Origin of the sequence: Aerococcus sp. HMSC062A02, assembly GCF_001809535.1 — a bacterium.
In the GTDB taxonomy this organism is placed as follows: Bacteria; Bacillota; Bacilli; order Lactobacillales; family Aerococcaceae; genus Aerococcus.
Genome location: NZ_KV797940.1, coordinates 11056 through 31551 on the forward strand (window position 1 = coordinate 11056; position 20496 = coordinate 31551).

General features: G+C 42.8%; 19 protein-coding genes. 9 read left to right on the plus strand and 10 right to left on the minus strand.

What is annotated here, in order from left to right; genetic code table 11:
• Positions 1 to 478: 478 nt before the first annotated feature.
• From rsmG to HMPREF2626_RS07950, 3 genes are all read right to left on the minus strand, one after another.
• A complete protein-coding gene (gene rsmG / locus HMPREF2626_RS07940) occupies positions 479 to 1195 on the minus strand; it encodes a 16S rRNA (guanine(527)-N(7))-methyltransferase RsmG (protein WP_070619835.1) in 717 nt (238 codons plus the stop codon).
• An 8-nt stretch (positions 1196 to 1203) separates the two neighbouring features.
• Positions 1204 to 1533: a DsrE family protein gene (locus HMPREF2626_RS07945; RefSeq protein WP_070619837.1), complete on the minus strand. Its 330-nt coding sequence runs from the start codon at positions 1531 to 1533 to the stop codon at positions 1204 to 1206.
• Positions 1534 to 1630: 97 nt separating this feature from the next.
• Positions 1631 to 2791, minus strand: coding sequence for an MFS transporter (locus HMPREF2626_RS07950; protein ID WP_070619840.1), 1161 nt, complete (start codon positions 2789 to 2791; stop codon positions 1631 to 1633).
• A gap of 292 nt (positions 2792 to 3083) precedes the next feature.
• On the opposite strand from HMPREF2626_RS07950, the gene HMPREF2626_RS07955 reads away from it, so the two are divergent.
• Positions 3084 to 3284: a hypothetical protein gene (locus HMPREF2626_RS07955; protein WP_070619844.1), complete on the plus strand. Its 201-nt coding sequence runs from the start codon at positions 3084 to 3086 to the stop codon at positions 3282 to 3284.
• A gap of 9 nt (positions 3285 to 3293) precedes the next feature.
• Positions 3294 to 3509, plus strand: a complete 216-nt coding sequence (locus tag HMPREF2626_RS07960; protein WP_070619847.1) for a hypothetical protein — start codon at positions 3294 to 3296, stop codon at positions 3507 to 3509.
• A gap of 883 nt (positions 3510 to 4392) precedes the next feature.
• Here HMPREF2626_RS07960 and mnmG read toward each other — a convergent pair.
• Positions 4393 to 6303 (minus strand): tRNA uridine-5-carboxymethylaminomethyl(34) synthesis enzyme MnmG, encoded by a 1911-nt coding sequence (mnmG, locus tag HMPREF2626_RS07965; RefSeq protein WP_070619851.1) that lies wholly within the window; start codon positions 6301 to 6303, stop codon positions 4393 to 4395.
• A 21-nt stretch (positions 6304 to 6324) separates the two neighbouring features.
• Entirely contained in the window at positions 6325 to 7716 is a 1392-nt protein-coding gene (gene mnmE, locus HMPREF2626_RS07970) for a tRNA uridine-5-carboxymethylaminomethyl(34) synthesis GTPase MnmE (protein ID WP_070619854.1), read from the minus strand.
• A gap of 314 nt (positions 7717 to 8030) precedes the next feature.
• Here mnmE and HMPREF2626_RS07975 point away from each other — a divergent pair, with 314 nt between their 5' ends.
• The gene (locus HMPREF2626_RS07975; RefSeq protein WP_070619857.1) at positions 8031 to 8774 is read left to right on the plus strand and encodes a DeoR/GlpR family DNA-binding transcription regulator; all 744 of its coding nucleotides are present in this window, start codon (positions 8031 to 8033) and stop codon (positions 8772 to 8774) included.
• 72 nt (positions 8775 to 8846) lie between these two features.
• Here the strand turns inward: HMPREF2626_RS07975 and HMPREF2626_RS07980 are convergent, their stop codons facing one another.
• The 4 genes from HMPREF2626_RS07980 to HMPREF2626_RS07995 all read right to left on the minus strand — a co-directional run bounded on the left by HMPREF2626_RS07980 (position 8847) and on the right by HMPREF2626_RS07995 (position 14168).
• Entirely contained in the window at positions 8847 to 11267 is a 2421-nt protein-coding gene (locus HMPREF2626_RS07980; protein WP_070619860.1) for a glycyl radical protein, read from the minus strand.
• A 94-nt stretch (positions 11268 to 11361) separates the two neighbouring features.
• Positions 11362 to 12153, minus strand: a complete 792-nt coding sequence (locus HMPREF2626_RS07985; protein ID WP_070619863.1) for a sugar-binding transcriptional regulator — start codon at positions 12151 to 12153, stop codon at positions 11362 to 11364.
• 33 nt (positions 12154 to 12186) lie between these two features.
• Positions 12187 to 13224 (minus strand): PTS fructose transporter subunit IIC, encoded by a 1038-nt coding sequence (locus HMPREF2626_RS07990; protein ID WP_070619866.1) that lies wholly within the window; start codon positions 13222 to 13224, stop codon positions 12187 to 12189.
• Between the two features lie 11 nt (positions 13225 to 13235).
• Complete coding sequence (locus HMPREF2626_RS07995) at positions 13236 to 14168, minus strand: ROK family protein (protein ID WP_070619869.1); 933 nt, start codon at positions 14166 to 14168, stop codon at positions 13236 to 13238.
• Between the two features lie 226 nt (positions 14169 to 14394).
• Here HMPREF2626_RS07995 and HMPREF2626_RS08000 point away from each other — a divergent pair, with 226 nt between their 5' ends.
• From HMPREF2626_RS08000 to HMPREF2626_RS08015, 4 genes are read left to right on the plus strand one after another with little or no spacing between them, the layout of a single operon-like run.
• Entirely contained in the window at positions 14395 to 15189 is a 795-nt protein-coding gene (locus tag HMPREF2626_RS08000; RefSeq protein ID WP_070619872.1) for a glycyl-radical enzyme activating protein, read from the plus strand.
• A gap of 14 nt (positions 15190 to 15203) precedes the next feature.
• Complete coding sequence (locus HMPREF2626_RS08005; protein ID WP_070619875.1) at positions 15204 to 16013, plus strand: tetratricopeptide repeat protein; 810 nt, start codon at positions 15204 to 15206, stop codon at positions 16011 to 16013.
• Positions 16006 to 16902, plus strand: coding sequence for a DUF4037 domain-containing protein (locus tag HMPREF2626_RS08010; RefSeq protein ID WP_070619876.1), 897 nt, complete (start codon positions 16006 to 16008; stop codon positions 16900 to 16902). Before HMPREF2626_RS08005 ends, HMPREF2626_RS08010 begins: the two co-directional genes overlap by 8 nt.
• A 1-nt stretch (position 16903) precedes the next feature.
• The gene (locus HMPREF2626_RS08015) at positions 16904 to 17470 is read left to right on the plus strand and encodes a DUF4125 family protein (protein WP_070619879.1); all 567 of its coding nucleotides are present in this window, start codon (positions 16904 to 16906) and stop codon (positions 17468 to 17470) included.
• A gap of 63 nt (positions 17471 to 17533) precedes the next feature.
• Here the strand turns inward: HMPREF2626_RS08015 and HMPREF2626_RS08020 are convergent, their stop codons facing one another.
• Positions 17534 to 18490: a sugar-binding transcriptional regulator gene (locus HMPREF2626_RS08020; protein WP_070619882.1), complete on the minus strand. Its 957-nt coding sequence runs from the start codon at positions 18488 to 18490 to the stop codon at positions 17534 to 17536.
• A 132-nt stretch (positions 18491 to 18622) separates the two neighbouring features.
• On the opposite strand from HMPREF2626_RS08020, the gene HMPREF2626_RS08025 reads away from it, so the two are divergent.
• Both HMPREF2626_RS08025 and HMPREF2626_RS08030 read left to right on the plus strand, forming a co-directional pair.
• Positions 18623 to 19306 carry a fructose-6-phosphate aldolase gene (locus HMPREF2626_RS08025; protein WP_070619884.1) on the plus strand — a complete coding sequence of 228 codons (684 nt, stop codon included), beginning with the start codon at positions 18623 to 18625 and terminating at the stop codon, positions 19304 to 19306.
• 13 nt (positions 19307 to 19319) lie between these two features.
• Entirely contained in the window at positions 19320 to 20408 is a 1089-nt protein-coding gene (locus HMPREF2626_RS08030; protein WP_070619887.1) for a glycerol dehydrogenase, read from the plus strand.
• Positions 20409 to 20496 lie beyond the last annotated feature (88 nt).

Consider the following 20496-nt stretch of genomic DNA (forward strand, 5'->3'; position numbering starts at 1 on the left):
ACGATCAAATTCAAAGCTCCACTCCTGCTCAAAACAATTGTAATAAATTTTTTTAAATCATTAGTCACTGACACTAAAACAGAAATAAGCAAAAAAGAAGCAGTAGATACTTAGAAAATCTACTGCTTCCTTATTTGTTTTGAATTAAATTGTCTTGATAGGCATTATTAGTGAGTAGGGTGGTGCAACTTCTAACCATCAGCTCTATTTAAAAGTTCGGCCCACGCTACTCTCAAACTCCGCTTCCATTTGAAAGCTGGGCAGCGGCTAGACAAGCCACCCTGCACCACCATAATAAAAATAAGCTAGCTAAGACCTTGCTTTGAGATTGAGCGCTCTTGCTCACACCCTTTATAGTCGGGTTCGCAAGAGCAGCTTTGGAGTGCTTTCGCAAGTCGGGAACGTGCAAGCGTGGCTTGCCCTTATCCCGACTTACTCCAAGCATCCAAAGCTAAACGCTCTCGCTCACACCTTTTTTTTACTGAATTGGTTTTTTGGCTGGGGTGCCGGGCTTTCTGGGGTATTTGTTGGGGCTTTCTTTTTTCTTGGCGATACGGATGATGTGGCGTTCGCCGGCGTTTTCGGGGAGTTCGAAGGCGGCGTCTTCGAGGAATTTTCCGCCGAGGGTGGCGATGGCTTTCTTGGCGTCCGCGAGTTCGTCTTCGGCCTGGGCTCCCTTCATGGCAACAAAAAGGCCGTCTTTTTTGACCAGGGGCAGGCAGAATTCAGCGAGGACGGAAAGGCGAGCCACAGCGCGGGCGGTGGCCAGGTCATAGTGGGCGCGTTGGGCCTTGTTCTGGCCGAATGTTTCGGCCCGGTCGTGGATGGCCTGAACCTGGTCTAAACCGAGTTCGTCAATAACCGTATCCAGGAAACCGATCCGTTTTTTGAGGCTGTCCACGATAGTGACCTGGAGTTCTGGGAAGGCGATCTTGAGCGGGATACTCGGGAAGCCTGCTCCTGCCCCGACGTCTACCAGGGTCAGCGGTTGGGAGAGATCAACGTGGAAGGCCAGGGTCAGGGAATCGTAGAAGTGCTTGAGGTAGACCTCATCGCGGTCGGTAATGGCCGTCAGGTTCATCTTCTCATTCCATTCGACCAAGAGCTCATAGTAACGGGCGAATTGGGCCATCTGTTGGTCGGTCAGGGAGATACCTGACTCTTGGAGTTTATTTTGAAATTGTTCGGGATTCATGGCGCCTCCTAGACTCTAATGTAGGCATAGCGGTCGTGTTGGTAGTCAATCAGGGCTGCTACACCATCTAAAGCAACTTCTAGGCCAACTTGGGCTACTCGGTCTTCGTCAATCCCTTCCCGCTCTAAGCTGGGCTTGGAGAGTTCAAAGGTCACCCCGCGGTCCAACCAAGGCTTGGCCTGGTCGAGAAGCTCCTCACGCTCAGCAATCCGAACGGCTGCGCCATTGGCAACAACCACCGTTTTCAAGTCAGGGGTCACTTCATAAGCTTTTTCTAAATAAGTAAATAATGTTGGCCATGATTTCATTTCATGGACATGGAATACCACACGTTTCATTCCGATCGACTCCTTCTCGTCTATTATCATTGTCAGTATAGCATACTTCCCCCCACAAAAAAATCCTCCCAAGCTCGTGCCTAGGAGGAGATAACACTTATTCAAAGTTCTTAGGATGGGTCACAACTAAGGCCAATCCCATCACAAACATAAAGATCGCAAAGAGCAGGGTGGCTGAGAGGCCAAATGACTTCAAGAGGAAGGCCCCGACCCCGCTGGCAATCATAATTGACAGGTCGAAACTGGTCGTCTGCAGGGAGATGGCAATATCTTGACCCTCTGAGGTTTGCCGGGTGGTAGCTGTCTGCATCAGGGTCGAAATCGGACCGAAGCTGAGCCCCCAGAGGAACATGCCGATGAAGCCCAACCAGAGCGAGGAAGCGCCCCAGATGAAGATAGCCATGGCGATGATCCCGATAATAAAGACCGTCAGCATGATGGACTTGAGGTGGTCGTCGATCAAACGGGCCACTGCAACTACCGCACAGATAGCACCCAATCCAAAGACAATCTGCATGGCTTGAAGGCCCATGCCTAATCTTTCCGCAATCATCTGAATATAGACATAACTGGTGTAATGGGCACAGACAAAGAGGAAGGTGAGGACAACCACCATCATCACGTTGCGGTTCTTCACCATATCCTTGGGGCTAATCAAGTGGGCACTGGATTGGCCAGGCACTGAAGGCAAGAGCTTATAGCCAAAAGCAGCAACAATGAAGAAACCTAAAGCCACCAATCCAAAGGCTAAGCGCCAGTGCATGGCTTGGCCAATATAGGTCATCAAGGGCACGCCCAGGCTCAGGCCAATGGTAGAACCCGAGAAGACCAGGGTTACCGCCCGACCCGCATGGGCAGCCGGCACCATTTGCAGGGTATAGGCTGCCAACATGGACCACATCAAGCCCGCACAAACGCCACCAATCAAGCGGGCCCCCATGACCAGCCAGAAGTAAGGCGAAATAGCTGTCAATAAGTTTCCCAGACCAAAGCCTAGGACCACCGCAATCAAGAGGGGGCGGCGGTTGACCTTAGTTACCATCCGGGTCACCGGAATCGCACCCAGGGCAGCGGTCAGGGCATAGGCCCCAACAAATTGGCCCACCATGGAATAATCCGCGGACAGGCTCTCGCCCATCTCCGTCAAGAGACCCGCCGGCAATAATTCAGAAATAATCGCTAATAATGTAATCACACTCATCAGGAGAATCACCGGCCAGGGCATGGCCTGGTCATTTCCCCGTAAACTTCTCGTCATCTTCTACCTCCACTCTAAAAACTTCACCAATAGCATTGTATTCGATCATTTTGGCAATCTTTGAGCAAAAAGTCAAGCTTGGCCGCCTAAAAGATTTATGAGAAAGGGAGTGAGAGCAGATAGACTGGCTAGGACATCCCACTAAGCTTGTCATACAAATTAATAAATAACGAACCATATAAAAATGCTCCATATATATATCGAATAGAAGCAAGTCTCTTTGAAAGCGCTTCTTATCCTTGTTAAAATAAAAGTGTAAATGAAAGACAGACAGCGAAAGGAGAGGCGTTTTATGGATAGAGTTCACCAATTCTTATACCGCACACCGGAATTAATTAAATTGCTCATTATAGCTGGTCTGCTCATCAGTAATTACATCTTGCTGGTCGAGCATTTCTCCGCACCCAGCCATCGGATGCTCCTCTCTCTTTCCTTTTTTATCCTTGCTGTCGTTTTAGGCATGGTCTTCCGCAGACCGAAGACTAAGGAATAGAGGGATTTCATGGATTTCTTTAAACAGTATAAAAATCAACTTATCGGCTATTCGACTAGGATCTTTATTGTCTATTCTGTCCTCAGTGTTTTCCGCGACTTTGACTCTTGGGAGAACTATTTCTTCCGCCTCTTCATTTTTGTCATCTTCATAGTAATTGTGTGTTGGCCACTGACTCGCTTGGCTAAATATTTCTATGAAGAAGGCAAGAAAAACCGTCAATGATAGGAAGTGAAGTAAGGATAAGGCTTACTTACTTTTAAATATATGAAACATACCAATTCATTAATCTATCTTTTTCTATTCTTCAACCTAATAGCTTTTGTCCATGCAGACCAAACTATCCAATACTTCTTACTCAGCCTATCCACCGCCCTCTTCCTCCTTCTAGCAGTGAAGGATCAGAGCGCTCGGAAGGCAAAGGAAAAATAAATCTATCATCTACGACCAGTAAACTTCTGAACTCTTGGAAGTTACTGGTCTTTTTTATTTATCGGATTGGAATAGCGCCGGCTTCCCCCTGGGCCTTGCTTAGCACAAGCAGAAAAACCAAGCCTACAAGGTCTTTCATCCTTGTAGGCTTGGTTTTCCTTATTTTTCAGTGAAGCTTGATAAGGCCAAGCCTCACTCGAAGGGCTTGAGTGAGTATTGGGACCTAGTAAGCCTCACTGGAAAGGGTTGATTGTGGGTTGAAACTTGTCAACATACAATCCAAGATCCTGAGTGTGTATTGAAGTCTAGCAGTCCACACTTGGAGCTTACGATTGTGTGTTGACAGCAGCCAACACACAATCCAGGCTCCTGTTTGAGGGTTGATTAGAGATAGTTAGTCGAATTCCAGAAAGCAGAAAGATAGACACTCTTTGATTTTTAATGATACTGCATACTAAGAATTGAATCAAAATTACTTAACCATGTCCTTATGAGCAAGAGTGGAGCTTTGAAGTTGATCCTTAGCCATGAAAAAGCAAGCGAAGAGAATTACGGATCGTAGGCTTTAGCCGTACGAGCCGTTTGAATCTCGCTAGGCGAGAGACCTTGGCTCGAGCCGGTGCCATGGCTTTTAAGGATCAAATTCAAAAGCGGAACGGATGCTCACTAGCACCATTTATATATTCTCCACCCTTTTAACTTTCCCTGATTGCAGGTACACGGCAAGGATGGAGATGTCGGCGGGGTTGACGCCGGAGACGCGGCTGGCTTGGGCCAGGGTGCGGGGGCCGATTTCGGCTAGGCGTTGGCGGGCTTCGGTGGCGATGCCTTCGATGGCTTCCCAGTCGATGTCTTCAGGGATAACCTTGGATTCCATCCGGTGGAGTTTGTCCACATTGCGCTGGGCTTTTTCGATGTAGCCGGCATATTTAACTTGGATCTCGACTTGGTCCCAGACTTCGTGGGGGTAGTCGGTGTCGGATGGGGCGAATTTCAAGATATCAGCAATTTTTAGTTCAGGCCGTTTGAGCAGGTCAGCGGCCAGGATGCCATCCTTCAAGCGAGCAGAGCCCTTGTCCTCTAGGTAAGCTTGGAGGTCGGCAGTCGGCTTGAGCCGGGTGGTTTGTAGGCGGTTGAGCTCGGACATGACCGCATTCTGTTCGAAGAGATAGCGTTGGTAGCGCTCGTCCGTTACCAGGCCGAGCTGGCGGCCGTATTCCGTCAGGCGGAGGTCAGCATTGTCATGGCGGAGGAGGAGCCGGTATTCTGCCCGAGAAGTGAGCAGGCGGTAGGGTTCGGTCGTCCCCTTGGTGACCAAGTCATCCACCATGACCCCGATATAGCCCTCGTCGCGGCCAATAATGAAGGGGTCCTTGCTCTGGATCTTCAAGGCGGCGTTGATCCCCGCATAGAGGCCTTGGCCGGCTGCTTCTTCGTAGCCTGAAGTCCCATTGGTCTGGCCGGCAGTATAGAGGTTGTCGATATGCTTGGTTTCAAAAGTGACCTTCAATTGATTAGGCCGAACCACATCGTATTCAATGGCATAGCCGTCGCGCATGATGCGGGCATTTTCCAAGCCCTTGATGGAATGGATCATGGCTTCTTGGACTTCTTCCGGCATAGAAGTCGACAGGCCTTGGACATAAATTTCATTGGTGTAGCGGCCCTCCGGTTCCAAGAAGAGCTGGTGCTTGTCCTTGTCGGCAAAGCGCACAATCTTATCTTCAATCGATGGGCAGTAGCGGGCACCAACCCCGTCCACAATCCCTGTAAACATAGGGGCCCGGTCCAAATTCTCACGGATAATCTCATGGGTGCCTTCATTGGTATAGGTCAGCCAGCAAGGGATCTGCTCGTCTGCAGGCAGGTAGTCTTCATCGTCAGAGAGGAAGCTGAAGTGGTGGGGAGCTTCATCCCCGGGCTGGATGCTGGTTTGGTCATAGTCCACGCTATCCTTGGCTACCCGGGGTGGGGTCCCCGTCTTGAAGCGGACAATGTCAAAGCCATATTTCTCAGCTAAGTTCTTAGTCAATTCAGTAGCGGCCTGGGAGTTGTTGGGACCTGAAGAATATTTCAGGTCACCGATAATAATTTCACCGCGAGCTGCTGTCCCGACTGTTAAGATCACTGCCTGGCTACGGAAAACAGCCCCTGTTTCCGTGATAACCCCCCGACACTGGCCGTCTTCAACAATTAAGTCACTCACGATACCCTGGCGCAAGTCCAGGTTTTCTTGGTTTTCAATGGTTTGGCGCATGGTTCGGGCATAGGCTTCCTTGTCGGCTTGGGCGCGGAGGGCGCGGACAGCAGGGCCCTTGCCAATATTGAGCATCCGCATTTGGATGTAGGTCTTATCGATATTGACCCCCATCTCCCCGCCTAGGGCATCGATCTCACGGACCACTACCCCCTTGGCTGGTCCCCCAATCGAAGGGTTACAAGGCATAAAGGCCACCATATCAATAGAAATCGTAATCAGGAGGGTCTTCTGTCCCATCCGAGCGGTCGCTAAGGCTGCCTCACAGCCCGCATGGCCAGCCCCGACAACGACAACGTCATAGTCTCCAGCTGCAAATTGTTCTACCATCATTTCATCCTTTCTCTGTCCTTACTTGCCCAAGCAGAATTGGGTAAAGAGTTGAGTAATCAGTTCATCCGGAGCACTCTCTCCAGTAATCTCACCGAGCAAGTCCCAGGCCCGGGTAAAGTCGATTTGGATCAGGTCGACGGGCATGCCGGCTGCAATCCCGGACTCGACATCATCCAAGGCTTGGTCGGCCTTCTGCAAGAGGTCGATGTGGCGAGAATTCGTCACATAAGTCGCATCTCGTTCGCCCGTCTGTCCACTGAAGAAGAGCTCAGCGATGTCTTCTTCCAAGGCATCTAAGCCGCTTCGTTCGACCATGGAGGTTTCAATCACTGGATCATCTGCTAAGTAGCTTTCTAATTCAGCCCGGTCGAGTTTTGTTGGCAGGTCGGTCTTATTAAAGATCACAATCCGTTGGCTTCCTGCTGTCAGTTCCAATAATTCCCGGTCCATATCAGTCAAAGGCTCGCTCTGGTTGAGGAGGAGGAGGACCAGGTCAGCTTGTTCCAGGGCTTTCCGAGACCGTTCCACGCCGATTCGTTCGACTTGGTCTTCAGTCTCCCGGATACCTGCCGTATCGATGAGTTTCAAAGGAACCCCACGGACATTGACATATTCCTCGATAGTGTCACGGGTGGTCCCTTCAATGTCCGTCACAATAGCCTTGTCTTCTCTGAGCAAAGTATTGAGCAGGCTAGACTTGCCCACATTAGGCCGGCCGATAATGGCAGTGTTCAAGCCATCACGCAGGATCTTCCCCTGCTTGGAGGTCGCTAGCAAGGATTGGATACCTGCCTTGACCTGGGCTGTCTTCTCAGCCAGGAGGGAGAGGGTCATTTCCTCCACATCATCGTATTCTGGATAATCGATATTCACCTCGACCTGGGCCAGGGTATTCAAGATTTCCTGGCGCAGGTCCTTGATGATAGAAGACAAGTGGCCGTCCAAGTGGTTGACCGCCTGCTGCATGGACCGGTCTGTCTTGGCCCGGATCACATCCATGACGGCTTCGGCCTGGGTCAAGTCAATCCGACCGTTCAGGAAGGCTCGCTTGGTGAATTCACCAGGTTCCGCCATGGTACAGCCCTCGCGCAGGGCCAATTCCAGGATCCGCTGGGTCGCTAACATCCCACCGTGGCAGTTGATCTCTACAATGTCTTCCCGGGTAAAGGTCCGCGGCGACCGCATCACGCTCACCATGACCTCATCGATTTCTTCATCCGTCTTGGGGTCCACAATATGGCCGTAGTGGATGGTATGGCTGTCTTGGTCAGCCAAGTGCTTCTTCCCCATCCGGTAAATCTTATCCGCAATCTCGACCGCATCAGTCCCCGACAAGCGCACAATCCCAATCGCCCCTTCACCAGGCGCCGTCGAAATCGCAGCAATCGTATCAAAAGCTTCCGTAAACATAAACCCACGCTCCCTTTCCTTAGCATTCTTCCTTAGCCTATAATCGTCTTAATTTATCTAACAAAAAAAGTGCCTAGTCTGCCCCCTAGAAACTAGGAAGCAGACGGACACTTTGACTGTCGTTGCTTAATGGTAAATATAAAGTCGACCATATTATACCGATTCTTTTGGAATTTGTAAACTACTAACTCTGTTTTTAATGACCCCTTTGACAAAAGTTTTTTAAAATTTCACTTTCATTTGAAAGACAAGGTATTGTTATTCAGAAAAACATATGCTATAGTTAAAATAATTTACAATTTAAGGAGGATTCTATGTCACGTCAAGAAGATATAATTGCCCTCGTGAACCAGGAAAAAAAGGTTCCAGTTAATAGCCTAGCAGAAAAACTTGGTGTCTCTAGTGTGACCATACGCAAAGATTTAGATAAACTTGAAGAACGTGGTATCCTCCATCGTGAACACGGTTATGCAGTCATTAATAATAGCGATGATATCAATTTCCGTTTAGCTCAAAACTACAACCTTAAACGTTTAATCGCTCAATCTGCTGCTGAAGCTATCCAAGATGATGACATGATTATGATTGAATCTGGGTCAACCTGCACCCTTCTTGCCGAAGAAATCGCTCGTTCCAATAAACAAGTCACGATTATTACAAATTCGTGCTTCATTGCCTCTTATATTCGCAAGTATCCTTCTGTGAGAATTATTCTACTAGGTGGCGAATATCAAAAAGACTCTCAAGTAAATATCGGCCCTCTTGTTGAACAAAATGTTAATAATTTCTTTGTCGATAAGTTCTTTGTTGGTATCGATGGCTTCGATAAGGAAAAGGGCTTCATGGGAACGGATATAGAACGCTCACAAACAGCTAACACTATGCGCCAAATCGCTAGAGAAACGATTATTCTAACTGATTCCAGTAAATTTCAACAAAGAGGTAGAGTCGCTGAATTTGACCTTAGCGATATCGCAATGATCTATACAGATAAAGGAATCTCCGAAGAAAGTAAGGCTTACTTTAATTCCCACCAGATTGAAGTCGTTACTGCATAAAATTTCTACCTTATAATGATAAAAAAAGGCTGCAGTCCATATTAGCGCAGCCTTTTTTACTTTGCCTAATTCTTACAAAGTATGTTCGGTTCTTTCGATAATATCATCCTGTGTAGCTTTAGAAAGTACATTAAAGAAGGCAGAGTAGCCAGCTACCCGGACAATTAAATCTCTATGATCTTCCGGATGTTTTTGAGCATCAATCAGAGTGTCACGTGAAACTACATTATATTGAATATGGTAGCCTTTCAGGCGGTTAAAGAAAGTCCGGATAAGCATGATCAGCTTCTGTTTATCAGAATCCTTAGCTAGGGTCTGTGGATTAACTTTTTGATTGAGTAAGACCCCTCCAACAATCTTATCTGTCTTGAGTTTTGAAATAGACTTCAAAACTCCGGTTGGTCCATGTTGGTCCATATTATGCGAAGGAGAACACCCTTCTGCCAAAGGTTCCCACGCATTCCGACCGTTCGGCGTCGCCATAGTTCCCATCCCCTGGCCTACATTGGCAGAGATAGATGAGGTACCCGCATAACGTTTCCCGCCAATTGGTCCGCGGTCATGACGAGTATTAGGATACTTATCAATTTCATCGATATAACTATCGTACGCTTCGACAATGAGTTGGTCTACGTATTCATCGTCATTCCCATATTTAGGTGCATCGTGGATAAGCATGTATTGAATTTCTTGTTCACGCTCAGATTGGAAGTTATTCATTAAAGCTTCCCATAATTCTTCCCTTCCAATCTTCTTCTCTTCAAATACTAACTTCTTAATTGCAGCTAGGGAGTCAGCCATATCGGCGATTCCAACTTGCAATCCCGAAATAAAGTCGTAAAGAGCGCCCCCTTCTTTAATCGCTTTACCACGTCCAATACAGTCTTCAGTGAGGGCTGAACAAAGGATATCTGGAACCATTCGCTCTAATCCAATGTCACATGAGTTTTCGACAATCACACTCATTCGCGTAATATCACGAACAATCTTATCCCAAGCCTTCATCAGCTCATCATATGAAGTCATATCTTTAAAGTGGCCCATTCCTTCACTGAAACGTAAGCCGGTTTTAGGATCAATCCCATCATTCATAGTAATCAGAAGAATTTTAGGGAAGTTCATATAGCTCATGCCTGTACAGCGATAACCCCACTTACCTGGAACTGCTGTTTCAACACATCCGATCGCACTATAATCATAGGCATCTGTATCTTTGACGCCGTAATCAATAAAGGATGGAATAATAATCTCATCATTATTGAAGGCTGGCATGCCGAATCCTAGTTTAACTACTTCAATACACTCATTCATAAAATCTGCATCTAAACCTGAATGATAACGAACTGTCAAATTTGGCTGAGGTAACTTAGTTTGTGCCACACTTCGCAAGACTAAATAAGATAATTTATTAACAGCGTCTTCCTTATTAGCTTTTTGGCCGCCAATGGTCACATTTTGATAGAGAGGACTCCCTGCAGAGCTTTGGGTATGAGATTGGCTCCTCACTTTGTTCACGGTGATAGTCTTGATCCATAAATTCGTTAGTAATTCTACCGCTTCATCCTCAGTTAAGGTCCCTTCTTCTAAATCTTTCGCCAAGTAAGGGTGCATATATTGGTCAAAACGGCCATAGGATAAGGAGTGACCATTCGATTCAATTTGCAAAATCAGTTGGATAAACCAAACCGATTGAACTGCTTCTCTAAAATTATGTGCTGGCTCATAAGGTACACGACTTGTTATTTCAGCAATTTGTCTTAACTCTTCTGCACGTTTAGGATCAGCAGTCTTCGCCATTTCTGTAGCCAAACTTGAAAAACGACCAGCATAAGTTCTTACCGCATTAAGAACAGTTAAAATGGCGTGGTAGAAGTGATATTTATCAATACTACCTAAAGCAGCTAAATCTAAGTTTTCTAATTGTTTTTGAACACGTTTTTCATAACCCTTAAGTCCATATTTTAGGACAGCTGCGTAGTCTACTGCTAAGTGCGCATCCCCTGAGTTCATCTTCCCTTCCATGCCAAAGAAACCAAGAAAAGGACGAATTTCTTCTGGTAGGATATTTTTTGAATAATCTCTCAGCGTTTTACCTTGCCAGAAGGACTCAATCGATCTTAAGTCATCTTTAGTTTCTTCTGTGATATAGAAGACATCCCCATCTCGTAACTCAAAGCTATCTAACTCATCAATCACAAATTCCATAGTATATTCTGGAAAAATTGGTGCCGCATTATTTTGTGAAGCTTGATTGCCAACAATTAAGGTGTCATCTTCAATAAAGATCTTCATGTTTACTAAAATATTTTCTAACATTTTAGCACGTTTAGTATAAACATGAGCACTTTCATATTTCTTATAAGCCTCTGTCGCTAGTAGGGCCCGATCGGAACAAATATAAGGTTTTTGACTAAGAACGGCTTCCCGATAATTAGCCATACGGTCTGTTAATAAACCAAAATGTGGGACACTTTCTTTGATACTTGTTTCCATTTTGCTCTCTCCTTAAATATTTTCGCCTACATTTTTCTACATTTAAAGTATATTATACTTTCATTCGAAAGTCAAACATATTTTTAATGATTAATCATCCTAGATTATCTAAGCGTAGAATTTCCTCAATGGTCTCTTGGTCAGTGATTAAACCGTTAACATAATGACCGCGCAATAGAGCTAAAATAGAGACAGCTTTGATATTATCCCTGGCAATTGCTATAGATAGAGGGATAGTTGCTAAATGATCGAGTTCGATACCAATTGTTCGCTTATCTAGCTGCGAGTGAATTTGATTACCATCGATATCATAAAAACGACAACAACAATCTCCAATCGCATTATATTTTCTTAGGTCCTCGAGATCATAATTATTAATTAAATCGCGCCAATGTTCTCTCCGATACCGCAAGGGACCGCCGACCCCTACTAAGGCAATATCCAGGTCTTCCCAACGATCGTTAATCCCTGAAAAATATCTTGAATATTGAATACCATCTGCTAGTTCAATCGTTTCTTGAATAACCGTAGCATTAATGAAGATACTTTTCCCGGACAATTTCTTCCCTAATTTGTAGGCTAAAGTGTTCACATGATACTCAGAATCAATATGACTAGGGCCTCCAACTACAGGTAAAACCAAGACATCTTTTACTTGGTTTTTGTTTTCAATTTGATCAACAACATTCCCAACCGTTTCACCCCAGGACAAGCCGATTAAATCACCGCTGTTAACCTGGTCTTCCAAAAATTCTGCTCCAGCCAGACTTAATTTCTTCTCCTTATCTGCCTCAGAATCCTCAGGATCTGTTGGCACAACCAACAAATGTTTTAAGGCGAACTTTTCTTTGATGATATTACTGAGATCTTCTATTGTTTTTTTCATGTTAATCCTCCTACCAACTAAAGCATTTATTCATTATTTACTCTTACTGAGCTTCAACTTACCTATTAAAACTAAGAGTATAAGACCTAGAATCACACCCGATACAACAGCGATGACGAAACCAAAGGGATTCGCATTTAATGGTAAGATAAAGAATCCACCAAAAGGAGCCATGACTGAGCACCCCAAGGCTACGGATAGGGCACCTGCTAACATAGCACCACCAATACAAGCTACACCAACCTGCAAAGGGTTCTTTACTAAGAAGGGAATGCCCCCTTCTGATATTCCTGCCAGTCCCATAATTAAATTTGAAATTCCCTGACTCTGCTCTTCTTTGGAATAATTTTGCTTAAAAAGTAAACTAGCAATACCTGTGACATAAGGGCCAATTAAGGCTCCTGCTAGGACAGCAGACATCATCGTATAATTACCTTCCGCCAATTGAGCAGTCGCAAAGAGATAAGCTACTTTATTAATGGGTCCACCCATATCTACCATCTGCATACCTGCTAATACCATACCTAAAATAATTTGGCTGGATCCACTCATCCCTGCAAGCATCTGGGTCAGCGATTCATTGACTTGTCCCAAAAGAGGTTCCACTATAAAAACTGAAGCTAAGCCAATTAATAGGGCTGAGACTAGAGGAATAATTAAAATTGTAACTAAAGCCTGTATACTATCTGGGACTCGGCGCAATACTTTCTTTAGAAAATTCACCAGATAACCTACAGCAAAGCCAAGGATTAAGGCACCAAAGAAACTAGACCGACCTGCATTCGATAAAGCCCCACCAAGTAAACCAGCTGGAATAGCGGCTGTACCTGCTATTTTATAACCAATAGCTGCAGCAAAAACAGGGAGCATAAAGGAAAAAAGTAAGTTTCCATTAGTATTAAAGAATGCCGCTACACTTGTATTCGTTCCAAATGTCTCTGGATTAATACTGGCATCATCTACCAAAAAACTAAGTCCTAACATAATCCCACCTGCAACAACAACAGGTAACATATAGTCAACCCCCGTTAAAATCGGATCCAATATTTTATTTGATTTTTGTCCAGTCATTTTTCTCCTCCTTATTTCTGGTCCAATATAGCACGGTAATCATCTTCAAGGTGTTCTTCAATGAAATGATAGAGCGTACCATAGAGATTAGCATCATTATTTAGTGACGATTGAACAATAACAGGAAGCATCGAATACTCCTTATTAGCTTCATACATTTGCTTAATTTCATTATAAATTTGATCCCGAACTAAGACTTGAGCACTGATTCCACCACAGATTACAAATTTTTCAGGATCAATAATATATTGAAGACTGACAATCATACGCGCAATCTTGCGGCAATAGGTCGTAAAAACCTGCCATGATTCTTTATTTTCAGGCTTAATATAATCAAACACAATCTGACCATCCGTATCTTCAGCTAGTCCATTTAAACGAGCAATGCTCCTTATCATCTTAGGAGCTGAAGCATCAAAGCCTTGTCTGAGATAAACATCAGGTGTATCAGTCGGATCCCCTACCATGTATGAAACTTCTCCTGCCGAATAATGAGCTCCACGGTGTAATTGATTATTAATAATAATCCCGCCCCCTATGGCGCTCCCCAGAACAAGTACCACGGCATCTCTGACATCATGAATGGCTCCTCGCCATAATTCAGCAAGCGCTCCTGCCTTACCATCATTTTCAACAGATACGGGAAGATTAAAACGTTCCATAAAGATCTTCTTTAAATTAGCTTGGTGCAGATAAGGCAAGTTGCCTCCCCAATATACAATTCCTTGATAAGAATCAACAACACCGGGGCAACACATCGAAATGCCTCGACATTTAAGCCCTTCTTTACCGTCAAGTTCTTCCACAATAGCAAACATCTGATGAATCAGATCATCTAATGAATCTTTAGGAGAAGGAAATTTATTCTTATATAGAATATTTCCAGATCGGTCTAATGCCGCATACTTAACGGCAGACCCTCCCATATCAAAGGCCAAATACATATACTTCTTCCTTCCATTAAGCACTTATATTCGAATAATTAAACGCTTTCATTTAAATGTATTCTATATTTCAAATTATATATTTTCAATAGCCTAGAGCTCTTTCATTATTATTTTCACATATGTGCGAAAACAAATTTATTCCGTTTATTTCTTTCATTTGAAATAATATAATATTGTAAATGTAATGATTAGGTGCTATTCTAGTGAAGAAGAGGTGACGATAATGATAGCTGAATCAAATAAAGTCAAAGATAAAGCATTAATATTTAACATCCAAAAATATAGCATCCATGACGGCCCAGGAATTCGATCTGTTGTTTTCTTCAAGGGATGCCCCTTACGCTGCTTCTGGTGTTCAAATCCCGAATCTCAACTCAAAAAACCTGAAGATATGTGGGATAACACAAAAAAAGCCATCACGACTGTTGGCGAATACAAGACCTATGATGACATTATTAATGAAGTGCTAAAGGATCGTGTCTTCTATGAAGAATCTGGAGGAGGGGTTACTTTTTCAGGAGGCGAGGTCCTTTTTCAGGCTGAATTTGCAACCGAATTAGCTAGACGACTACGTGATTTAGGTATCCATATGGCTTGCGAAACAACTGGCTATGCGTCAACAAAAACATTCAGTCATTTTATTGAGCAAATGGATCTAATTTTTATTGATTTTAAGCATCCTGACTCTAAGCAACATCGTTTAGGAACAGGTGTGCCTAATGAGTTAGTCATAAAGAACATTATGTATGCCAAGGAACATCATGACCAAGTTATTGTTCGCATTCCAATTATTCCTAATTTTAATGACAGTCTGGAAGTCGCCCATCAATTTGCACACAAGCTAAATGATATGCATATTGATGCCATTGAACTCTTACCCTTTCACCAATTTGGAGAAAATAAATATAAATATCTTAACCGAGACTATAAGATGAAAAATGTGCCCCAACTCCATGCTGAAGACTTAGAAGACTACAAACAGATTCTTGAAGCTGCTGGCATTACCGTTTCCATATAGAATGGAGAGATTTAATGATAAATGATCGCATTCAAAGCAAATTACATGAAGCTCATAGTCTCTGGCGTGAGGGAAAAGAGGAAGCTATGCTCAGCCCTTTAGAGGAAGCTCTTCAATTAGCAAGGCAAGTAGGGAATACGTCAAAAACAATTGAAATTCTATCAGAGTATGGTGGGGCTCTTCGCGTGACCGGTAATCTGCAAGAAGCCGAAAAAGCTCTAACAGAGGTCGTTAAGCTGCTAGAACAGATTCATGCTGAAAAGCATCCACCTTATGGGACAGCTTTAGTCAATCTAGCCAATCTCTATCGAGTGCAAAAGCGTCATAAATTAGCTTTATATATATTTAAAAGAGCTAAATATGTATTCGAAGATATTCATTGTTTTGACTACAATTACACTAGTCTCTGCAATAATCTTGCCTTACTCTATCAAAGTTTGGGAGAAGATACAGAAGCCATCCAACTTTTAAAAGAAACTATTACCTACCTTCAAGCAGATGAAAAATATCTTCTTCCCTTAGTCACAAGCTACAATAATTTAACCAGCCTCTATTTAAACCAGGGGGATTTATCTTTAGCCCAGTCTTATTTAGATCAAGCTAAAGATTTAGCTAGAGATAAGCTTAAACACAATGCTCCAATCCAAGCAGCTATCTTAAACAACCAAGGTCTTATCCACCAAAAAAATAAAAATTATGAAGCCAGTAAAACGAGTTTCCAAACAAGTTTAAAATTCTTAGCACAAAGCTATGGGGAAAATAGTCCTGACTATCAATCTGTTAAAAGTAATTTAGAAATTGTTAGGGGGGCCCTGCATGACTAAAGCAAACTCAGGTATGCAACTCGCCCAGGCTTTCTTTGCAGAAGAACTTTATCCCTATCTACAAAAGAACTTCCCTCGATTGCTAACAATTTCTGCCATTGGTTTGGTCGGACCAGGATCTGAATGTTTAGGTTACGACGATGATTATTCTAAGGACCATGATTTTGAGAGACGTTGTTGCATTTGGCTACCTGAAAAATATCTTACAAGTTCAAAAGCCATTGTCAACCAACTCAAAGTAGACTATGATGCTAAATTACATCCTATGGTCTTGGAAGATTTCTATGAGCATTATACAGGCATCCGCCATTGGCCCACTGATGATTTAAATTTACTTACCATCCCTGAAAATGGACTCTTAACAGCTTCTAATGGGCAAGTTTTTTGGGATTCTTATGGCTTATTTAGCCAATATCGTCAAGCGATTCAAGCTTATTATCCTAAAGATATTTGGCTAAAACGACTATCCTACCACTGTTTACAAGCTGCCCAAGCTGGACAATATAATTATAGCCGCTGTTTAAAGCGTAAAAATTATCTAGCAAGTTTCCAAAGCTTAGCTTTATTTATGAACCACTATAGCCATCTCATCCACCTGATCAATAAGCGCTATCAGCCTTTCTATAAATGGCAACAAGCCTCCTTACTGGACTGTCCTCTATTTGGGTCATTAACCGTCAAAGGCTTCAACCAACTGGTCCAGCAACCTTTTGACTTACAAAATCATCAGGTCATCGAACAAATGACTCAACTCCTAACAAACTACTGGTGCCGAGAGGAACTGAGTAAGTCCACAGATAATTTTCTATTAATACAAGCCGATGAATTAGCTCAACATATTAAAGACCCTAAGCTCAGAGAGAGCAATTTATGGACATTGGAGGTATAAAATGTCTAAAGATGAACTTATCACACAGATTGTTGATTTAGAATTAAAGGATTTTATTAGCACTAATGATGAAAAAAATAAAAGCATCTGCCAAAACCATCCTGAAAATTTCATCCTATCTCGGCTTGCCCAATGGTATATCTTTGATGAGGAGATTCTTTCATCTTATTTACAAGACATCCAGCAAGCTCACTATCAAGGAAGGAATATTGTAAGGGATAAGTATGCCTACATCATGGCCCTGACTAATCCCATCATCTGTCATTATCTAGCTGAACCCTCCCCGCATAAAAAAATACTCAGCCAGCAACTAACAGCGATGGTCATTGCTTATTATCAAAACTTAAAGGCTGGAGGAAAAACAGACTATATCCTTAAACGTCCACTATATCAGCATGAAGAAACTGATCAGATGATCTCAGTAGAAAGCTATCTCTTGGGGGAATATTATACCTACAGTGAGGAGACTCTCATTCGAATTCTCAATTATTTTAATTTATGTCAAAAAGAAAAGCTAAACCCTATCCAAAAACTGCTGGACCTACTAATGATTGAAGATTATATTTAAACTTCTAAATTAACAAAATAGGGCTGCAAAGGAGATTCATATTCCCCTTTGCAGCCCTTTTTATTATCTTTCTGCTTTCTCTAAGGCTAACACAGCTTCGATGGTCTGACGATCAGTCACTAAAGTATTAATATATTTTTGTTTCATCGCTACTAGAATAGCTCGCACCTTATGCTTGCCAAAAGCGATTGCTAGCTTATGAGGGACTTGAAGAAGCTCGTGAAGCGCCATACCAATAATGCGCTGATCTAATTCTGTATTGGCTGGTCGCCCTTCATTATCAAAGAATCGGCAACACAGTTCACCAACAACTTCCTTAGCCTCTAACTCATAACGGTCAGAAGCTGTGAGTAAATCTCGCCAAGGACTCTCCGAAAAATTTAATTCTCCTCCAATGCCCATGATCAATAAATCTAAATGTTTCCATTTTGCTTGAAGTTCTTGCATCTCCTTTTGCCGATAAATTTTATTGGCTAGAAAACTTGTCTCTTGTACTACCTGATGATTGATATACATTGTTTCGCCATGAAATATTTGAGCCATTCGGTAAACTAGAGTATTAACGTGATAAGAGCTATTCAATGAACTTGGAGCCCCTGCTATCGGATAAAAAGATGTACTTTTACTTTGTTTAGGATGAATTTTATCAATACTCGCTTTTAAACTAGCTCCCCATGATAACCCCACCTGCATTTCGTCCTGGATAACTTGTCGGATAACAAAAGCAGCACGCTCAGCTACTCTCTCCCTGATTTCATCGATACTTTCACCGACTTGATTGTCGACAATCTCTAGCCGCTCTAATTGATAATATTCTCTAACGAAATCTTCTAGCCTAATGCTATCTGCTTCAGGAAGCTTCAATTGAAAGGAAATTAAATCTTCTTTTCTTGCTTGGTCGAGTAAACGGCTCACAGTGGACCGATGAATTTTAAAGGAATTTCCAATTTCTTCTTGCGTCTTATTCTTTTCGTAATAAAGATAAGCTATTTTAGCTATCATGCGGTCTTTTTCTGTCATATAAATCCTCTTTCTACAAAATTCACATATGTGCATATTAAATTTACGTTTGAAACTAATATAACATTCAATTGACAATAAATAAAGTGGAGGATACACTAAAACTAGAACAATATTAAAGGAGTAATCATAATGGAATTCTTACTAGACACAGCAAATATTGAAACAATCAAACATTTAACAGACTTTCTTCCGATTAGTGGGATCACATCTAATCCCTCTATATTGAAAAAAGAAGGAAATGTATCATTTTTTGAGCATTTAAGGCAGATTCGCAATATTATTGGTAAAGAACGGAGCTTGCATGTTCAGACCGTTGCTGAAGATTACCAAGGTATGATCAAAGATGCCAAACGGATAGTTAATGAAATTGATCAAGATGTATTCATTAAAATTCCAACTAACTTGGAAGGTTTAAAAGCCATACGAGAACTTAAAAAACAAGGTTTTAAAATTACTGCTACTGCCATCTATACCACTATCCAAGCTGACTTAGCCATTGCCGCTGGTGCTGACTATATTGCCCCTTATTATAATCGGATTGAAAATATTGGCCTCTCGCCCGACCAGAGTATTCACCATATGGCCCAACAAATTGAAAGGAGTCAAGCTTCCACAAAAATATTAGCAGCGAGCTTTAAGAATGCAGGGCAAGTTTCTAAAGCCTTAGAAGCTGGTGCCCAGAGCATCACTGCTGCGCCAGATGTCCTCACCAAGGCTTTAAAGATGGCTGAAATTGGCCAAGCTATTGCTGACTTCTCCTCTGATTGGTCTGCGATTCATGGGGACGGTTCAAGTATTTCGACCTTAAAATAAAGGAGTTTTTTAAATGAAAATATTTACTAGTCCTAGTAAATATATGCAAGGATCTAATATTTTAGAGACTGAAATAGAAATCTTTAAGGAATATGGTCAGAAACTTGCCTTGCTTAGTGATGACAATGTGTACCATATTATTGGAAGCAATTTCCATAAACACTTAGAAAATCAAGGTCTAGAAGTGACCTACATCCCTTTCAATGGTGAAGCTTCAAATCAAGAGATTAACCGAGTGAGTGATATTTGCCGAAAAGAAAAGACAGAAATAATCGTTGGCTTAGGTGGAGGGAAGACCATCGATTCAGCCAAGGCTATTGCTGATGAGATCAACCAAGATGTTATTATTATTCCCACAATTGCTTCTACCGATGCACCAACTTCAGCCTTATCTGTTATCTATTCTGAAGCAGGAGTTTTCGAAGGCTATCGTTTTTATAAGAAAAATCCAGACTTGGTTCTAATTGACACACAAGTCGTTGCCAATGCCCCTAGTCATTTATTAGTAGCCGGAATTGGTGATGCTCTGGCAACTTATATTGAAGGTCGGAGTATTTATGAAGGCAATGGCGATAATATGTTAGGCGGTAAAGCAACTCTAGCCGCCCTAGCTATAGCAGAAAAATGCCAAGATACCTTGTTTGAAAATGCTAAACAAGCAATTAGTGCTTGTGAACGTCAGGTGACGACAGAAGCACTGGAACAAGTGGTTGAAGCGAATACCTTGCTCAGTGGTGTCGGATTTGAAAGCTGTGGACTAGCAGCTGCTCACTCCATCCATAATGGCTTTACAGCCTTGTCTGGAGACATCCATCAGCTGAGTCATGGAGAGAAAGTGGCTTATGGTACTCTCACCCAGCTTGTCTTAGAAAATCGTTCTAAGGAAGAACTCGATCGTTACTTGAACTTCTATAAAGAGATTGGCTTACCTACTCGACTAAATGATCTCCATCTCGATCAAGCATCGAAAGACAATCTGATGTCAGTAGCAGAACTTGCAACTCAAGAAGGTGAAACTATTCATCAAATGCAAAAAAATTATACTGCCCAAGATGTTTACAATGCTATAGTCACGCTTGACAGCTATAGTGCCAGTTTCTAGAACTTAATTACATAGCCTCTATATTAATTCATACAAAAAGCGGAAGCGATTGTTCTTTATAAAATCAGATCATTCGCTTCCGCTTTTT

Bases quoted from the DNA above. Each gene is read 5' to 3' on its own strand.
- rsmG (WP_070619835.1), bottom strand. From the start codon at position 1,195: ATGAATCCCGAACAATTTCAAAATAAACTCCAAGAGTCAGGTATCTCC.
- HMPREF2626_RS07945 (WP_070619837.1), bottom strand. From the start codon at position 1,533: ATGAAACGTGTGGTATTCCATGTCCATGAAATGAAATCATGGCCAACA.
- HMPREF2626_RS07950 (WP_070619840.1), bottom strand. From the start codon at position 2,791: ATGACGAGAAGTTTACGGGGAAATGACCAGGCCATGCCCTGGCCGGTG.
- HMPREF2626_RS07955 (WP_070619844.1), top strand. From the start codon at position 3,084: ATGGATAGAGTTCACCAATTCTTATACCGCACACCGGAATTAATTAAA.
- HMPREF2626_RS07960 (WP_070619847.1), top strand. From the start codon at position 3,294: ATGGATTTCTTTAAACAGTATAAAAATCAACTTATCGGCTATTCGACT.
- mnmG (WP_070619851.1), bottom strand. From the start codon at position 6,303: ATGGTAGAACAATTTGCAGCTGGAGACTATGACGTTGTCGTTGTCGGG.
- mnmE (WP_070619854.1), bottom strand. From the start codon at position 7,716: ATGTTTACGGAAGCTTTTGATACGATTGCTGCGATTTCGACGGCGCCT.
- HMPREF2626_RS07975 (WP_070619857.1), top strand. From the start codon at position 8,031: ATGTCACGTCAAGAAGATATAATTGCCCTCGTGAACCAGGAAAAAAAG.
- HMPREF2626_RS07980 (WP_070619860.1), bottom strand. From the start codon at position 11,267: ATGGAAACAAGTATCAAAGAAAGTGTCCCACATTTTGGTTTATTAACA.
- HMPREF2626_RS07985 (WP_070619863.1), bottom strand. From the start codon at position 12,153: ATGAAAAAAACAATAGAAGATCTCAGTAATATCATCAAAGAAAAGTTC.
- HMPREF2626_RS07990 (WP_070619866.1), bottom strand. From the start codon at position 13,224: ATGACTGGACAAAAATCAAATAAAATATTGGATCCGATTTTAACGGGG.
- HMPREF2626_RS07995 (WP_070619869.1), bottom strand. From the start codon at position 14,168: ATGTATTTGGCCTTTGATATGGGAGGGTCTGCCGTTAAGTATGCGGCA.
- HMPREF2626_RS08000 (WP_070619872.1), top strand. From the start codon at position 14,395: ATGATAGCTGAATCAAATAAAGTCAAAGATAAAGCATTAATATTTAAC.
- HMPREF2626_RS08005 (WP_070619875.1), top strand. From the start codon at position 15,204: ATGATAAATGATCGCATTCAAAGCAAATTACATGAAGCTCATAGTCTC.
- HMPREF2626_RS08010 (WP_070619876.1), top strand. From the start codon at position 16,006: ATGACTAAAGCAAACTCAGGTATGCAACTCGCCCAGGCTTTCTTTGCA.
- HMPREF2626_RS08015 (WP_070619879.1), top strand. From the start codon at position 16,904: ATGTCTAAAGATGAACTTATCACACAGATTGTTGATTTAGAATTAAAG.
- HMPREF2626_RS08020 (WP_070619882.1), bottom strand. From the start codon at position 18,490: ATGACAGAAAAAGACCGCATGATAGCTAAAATAGCTTATCTTTATTAC.
- HMPREF2626_RS08025 (WP_070619884.1), top strand. From the start codon at position 18,623: ATGGAATTCTTACTAGACACAGCAAATATTGAAACAATCAAACATTTA.
- HMPREF2626_RS08030 (WP_070619887.1), top strand. From the start codon at position 19,320: ATGAAAATATTTACTAGTCCTAGTAAATATATGCAAGGATCTAATATT.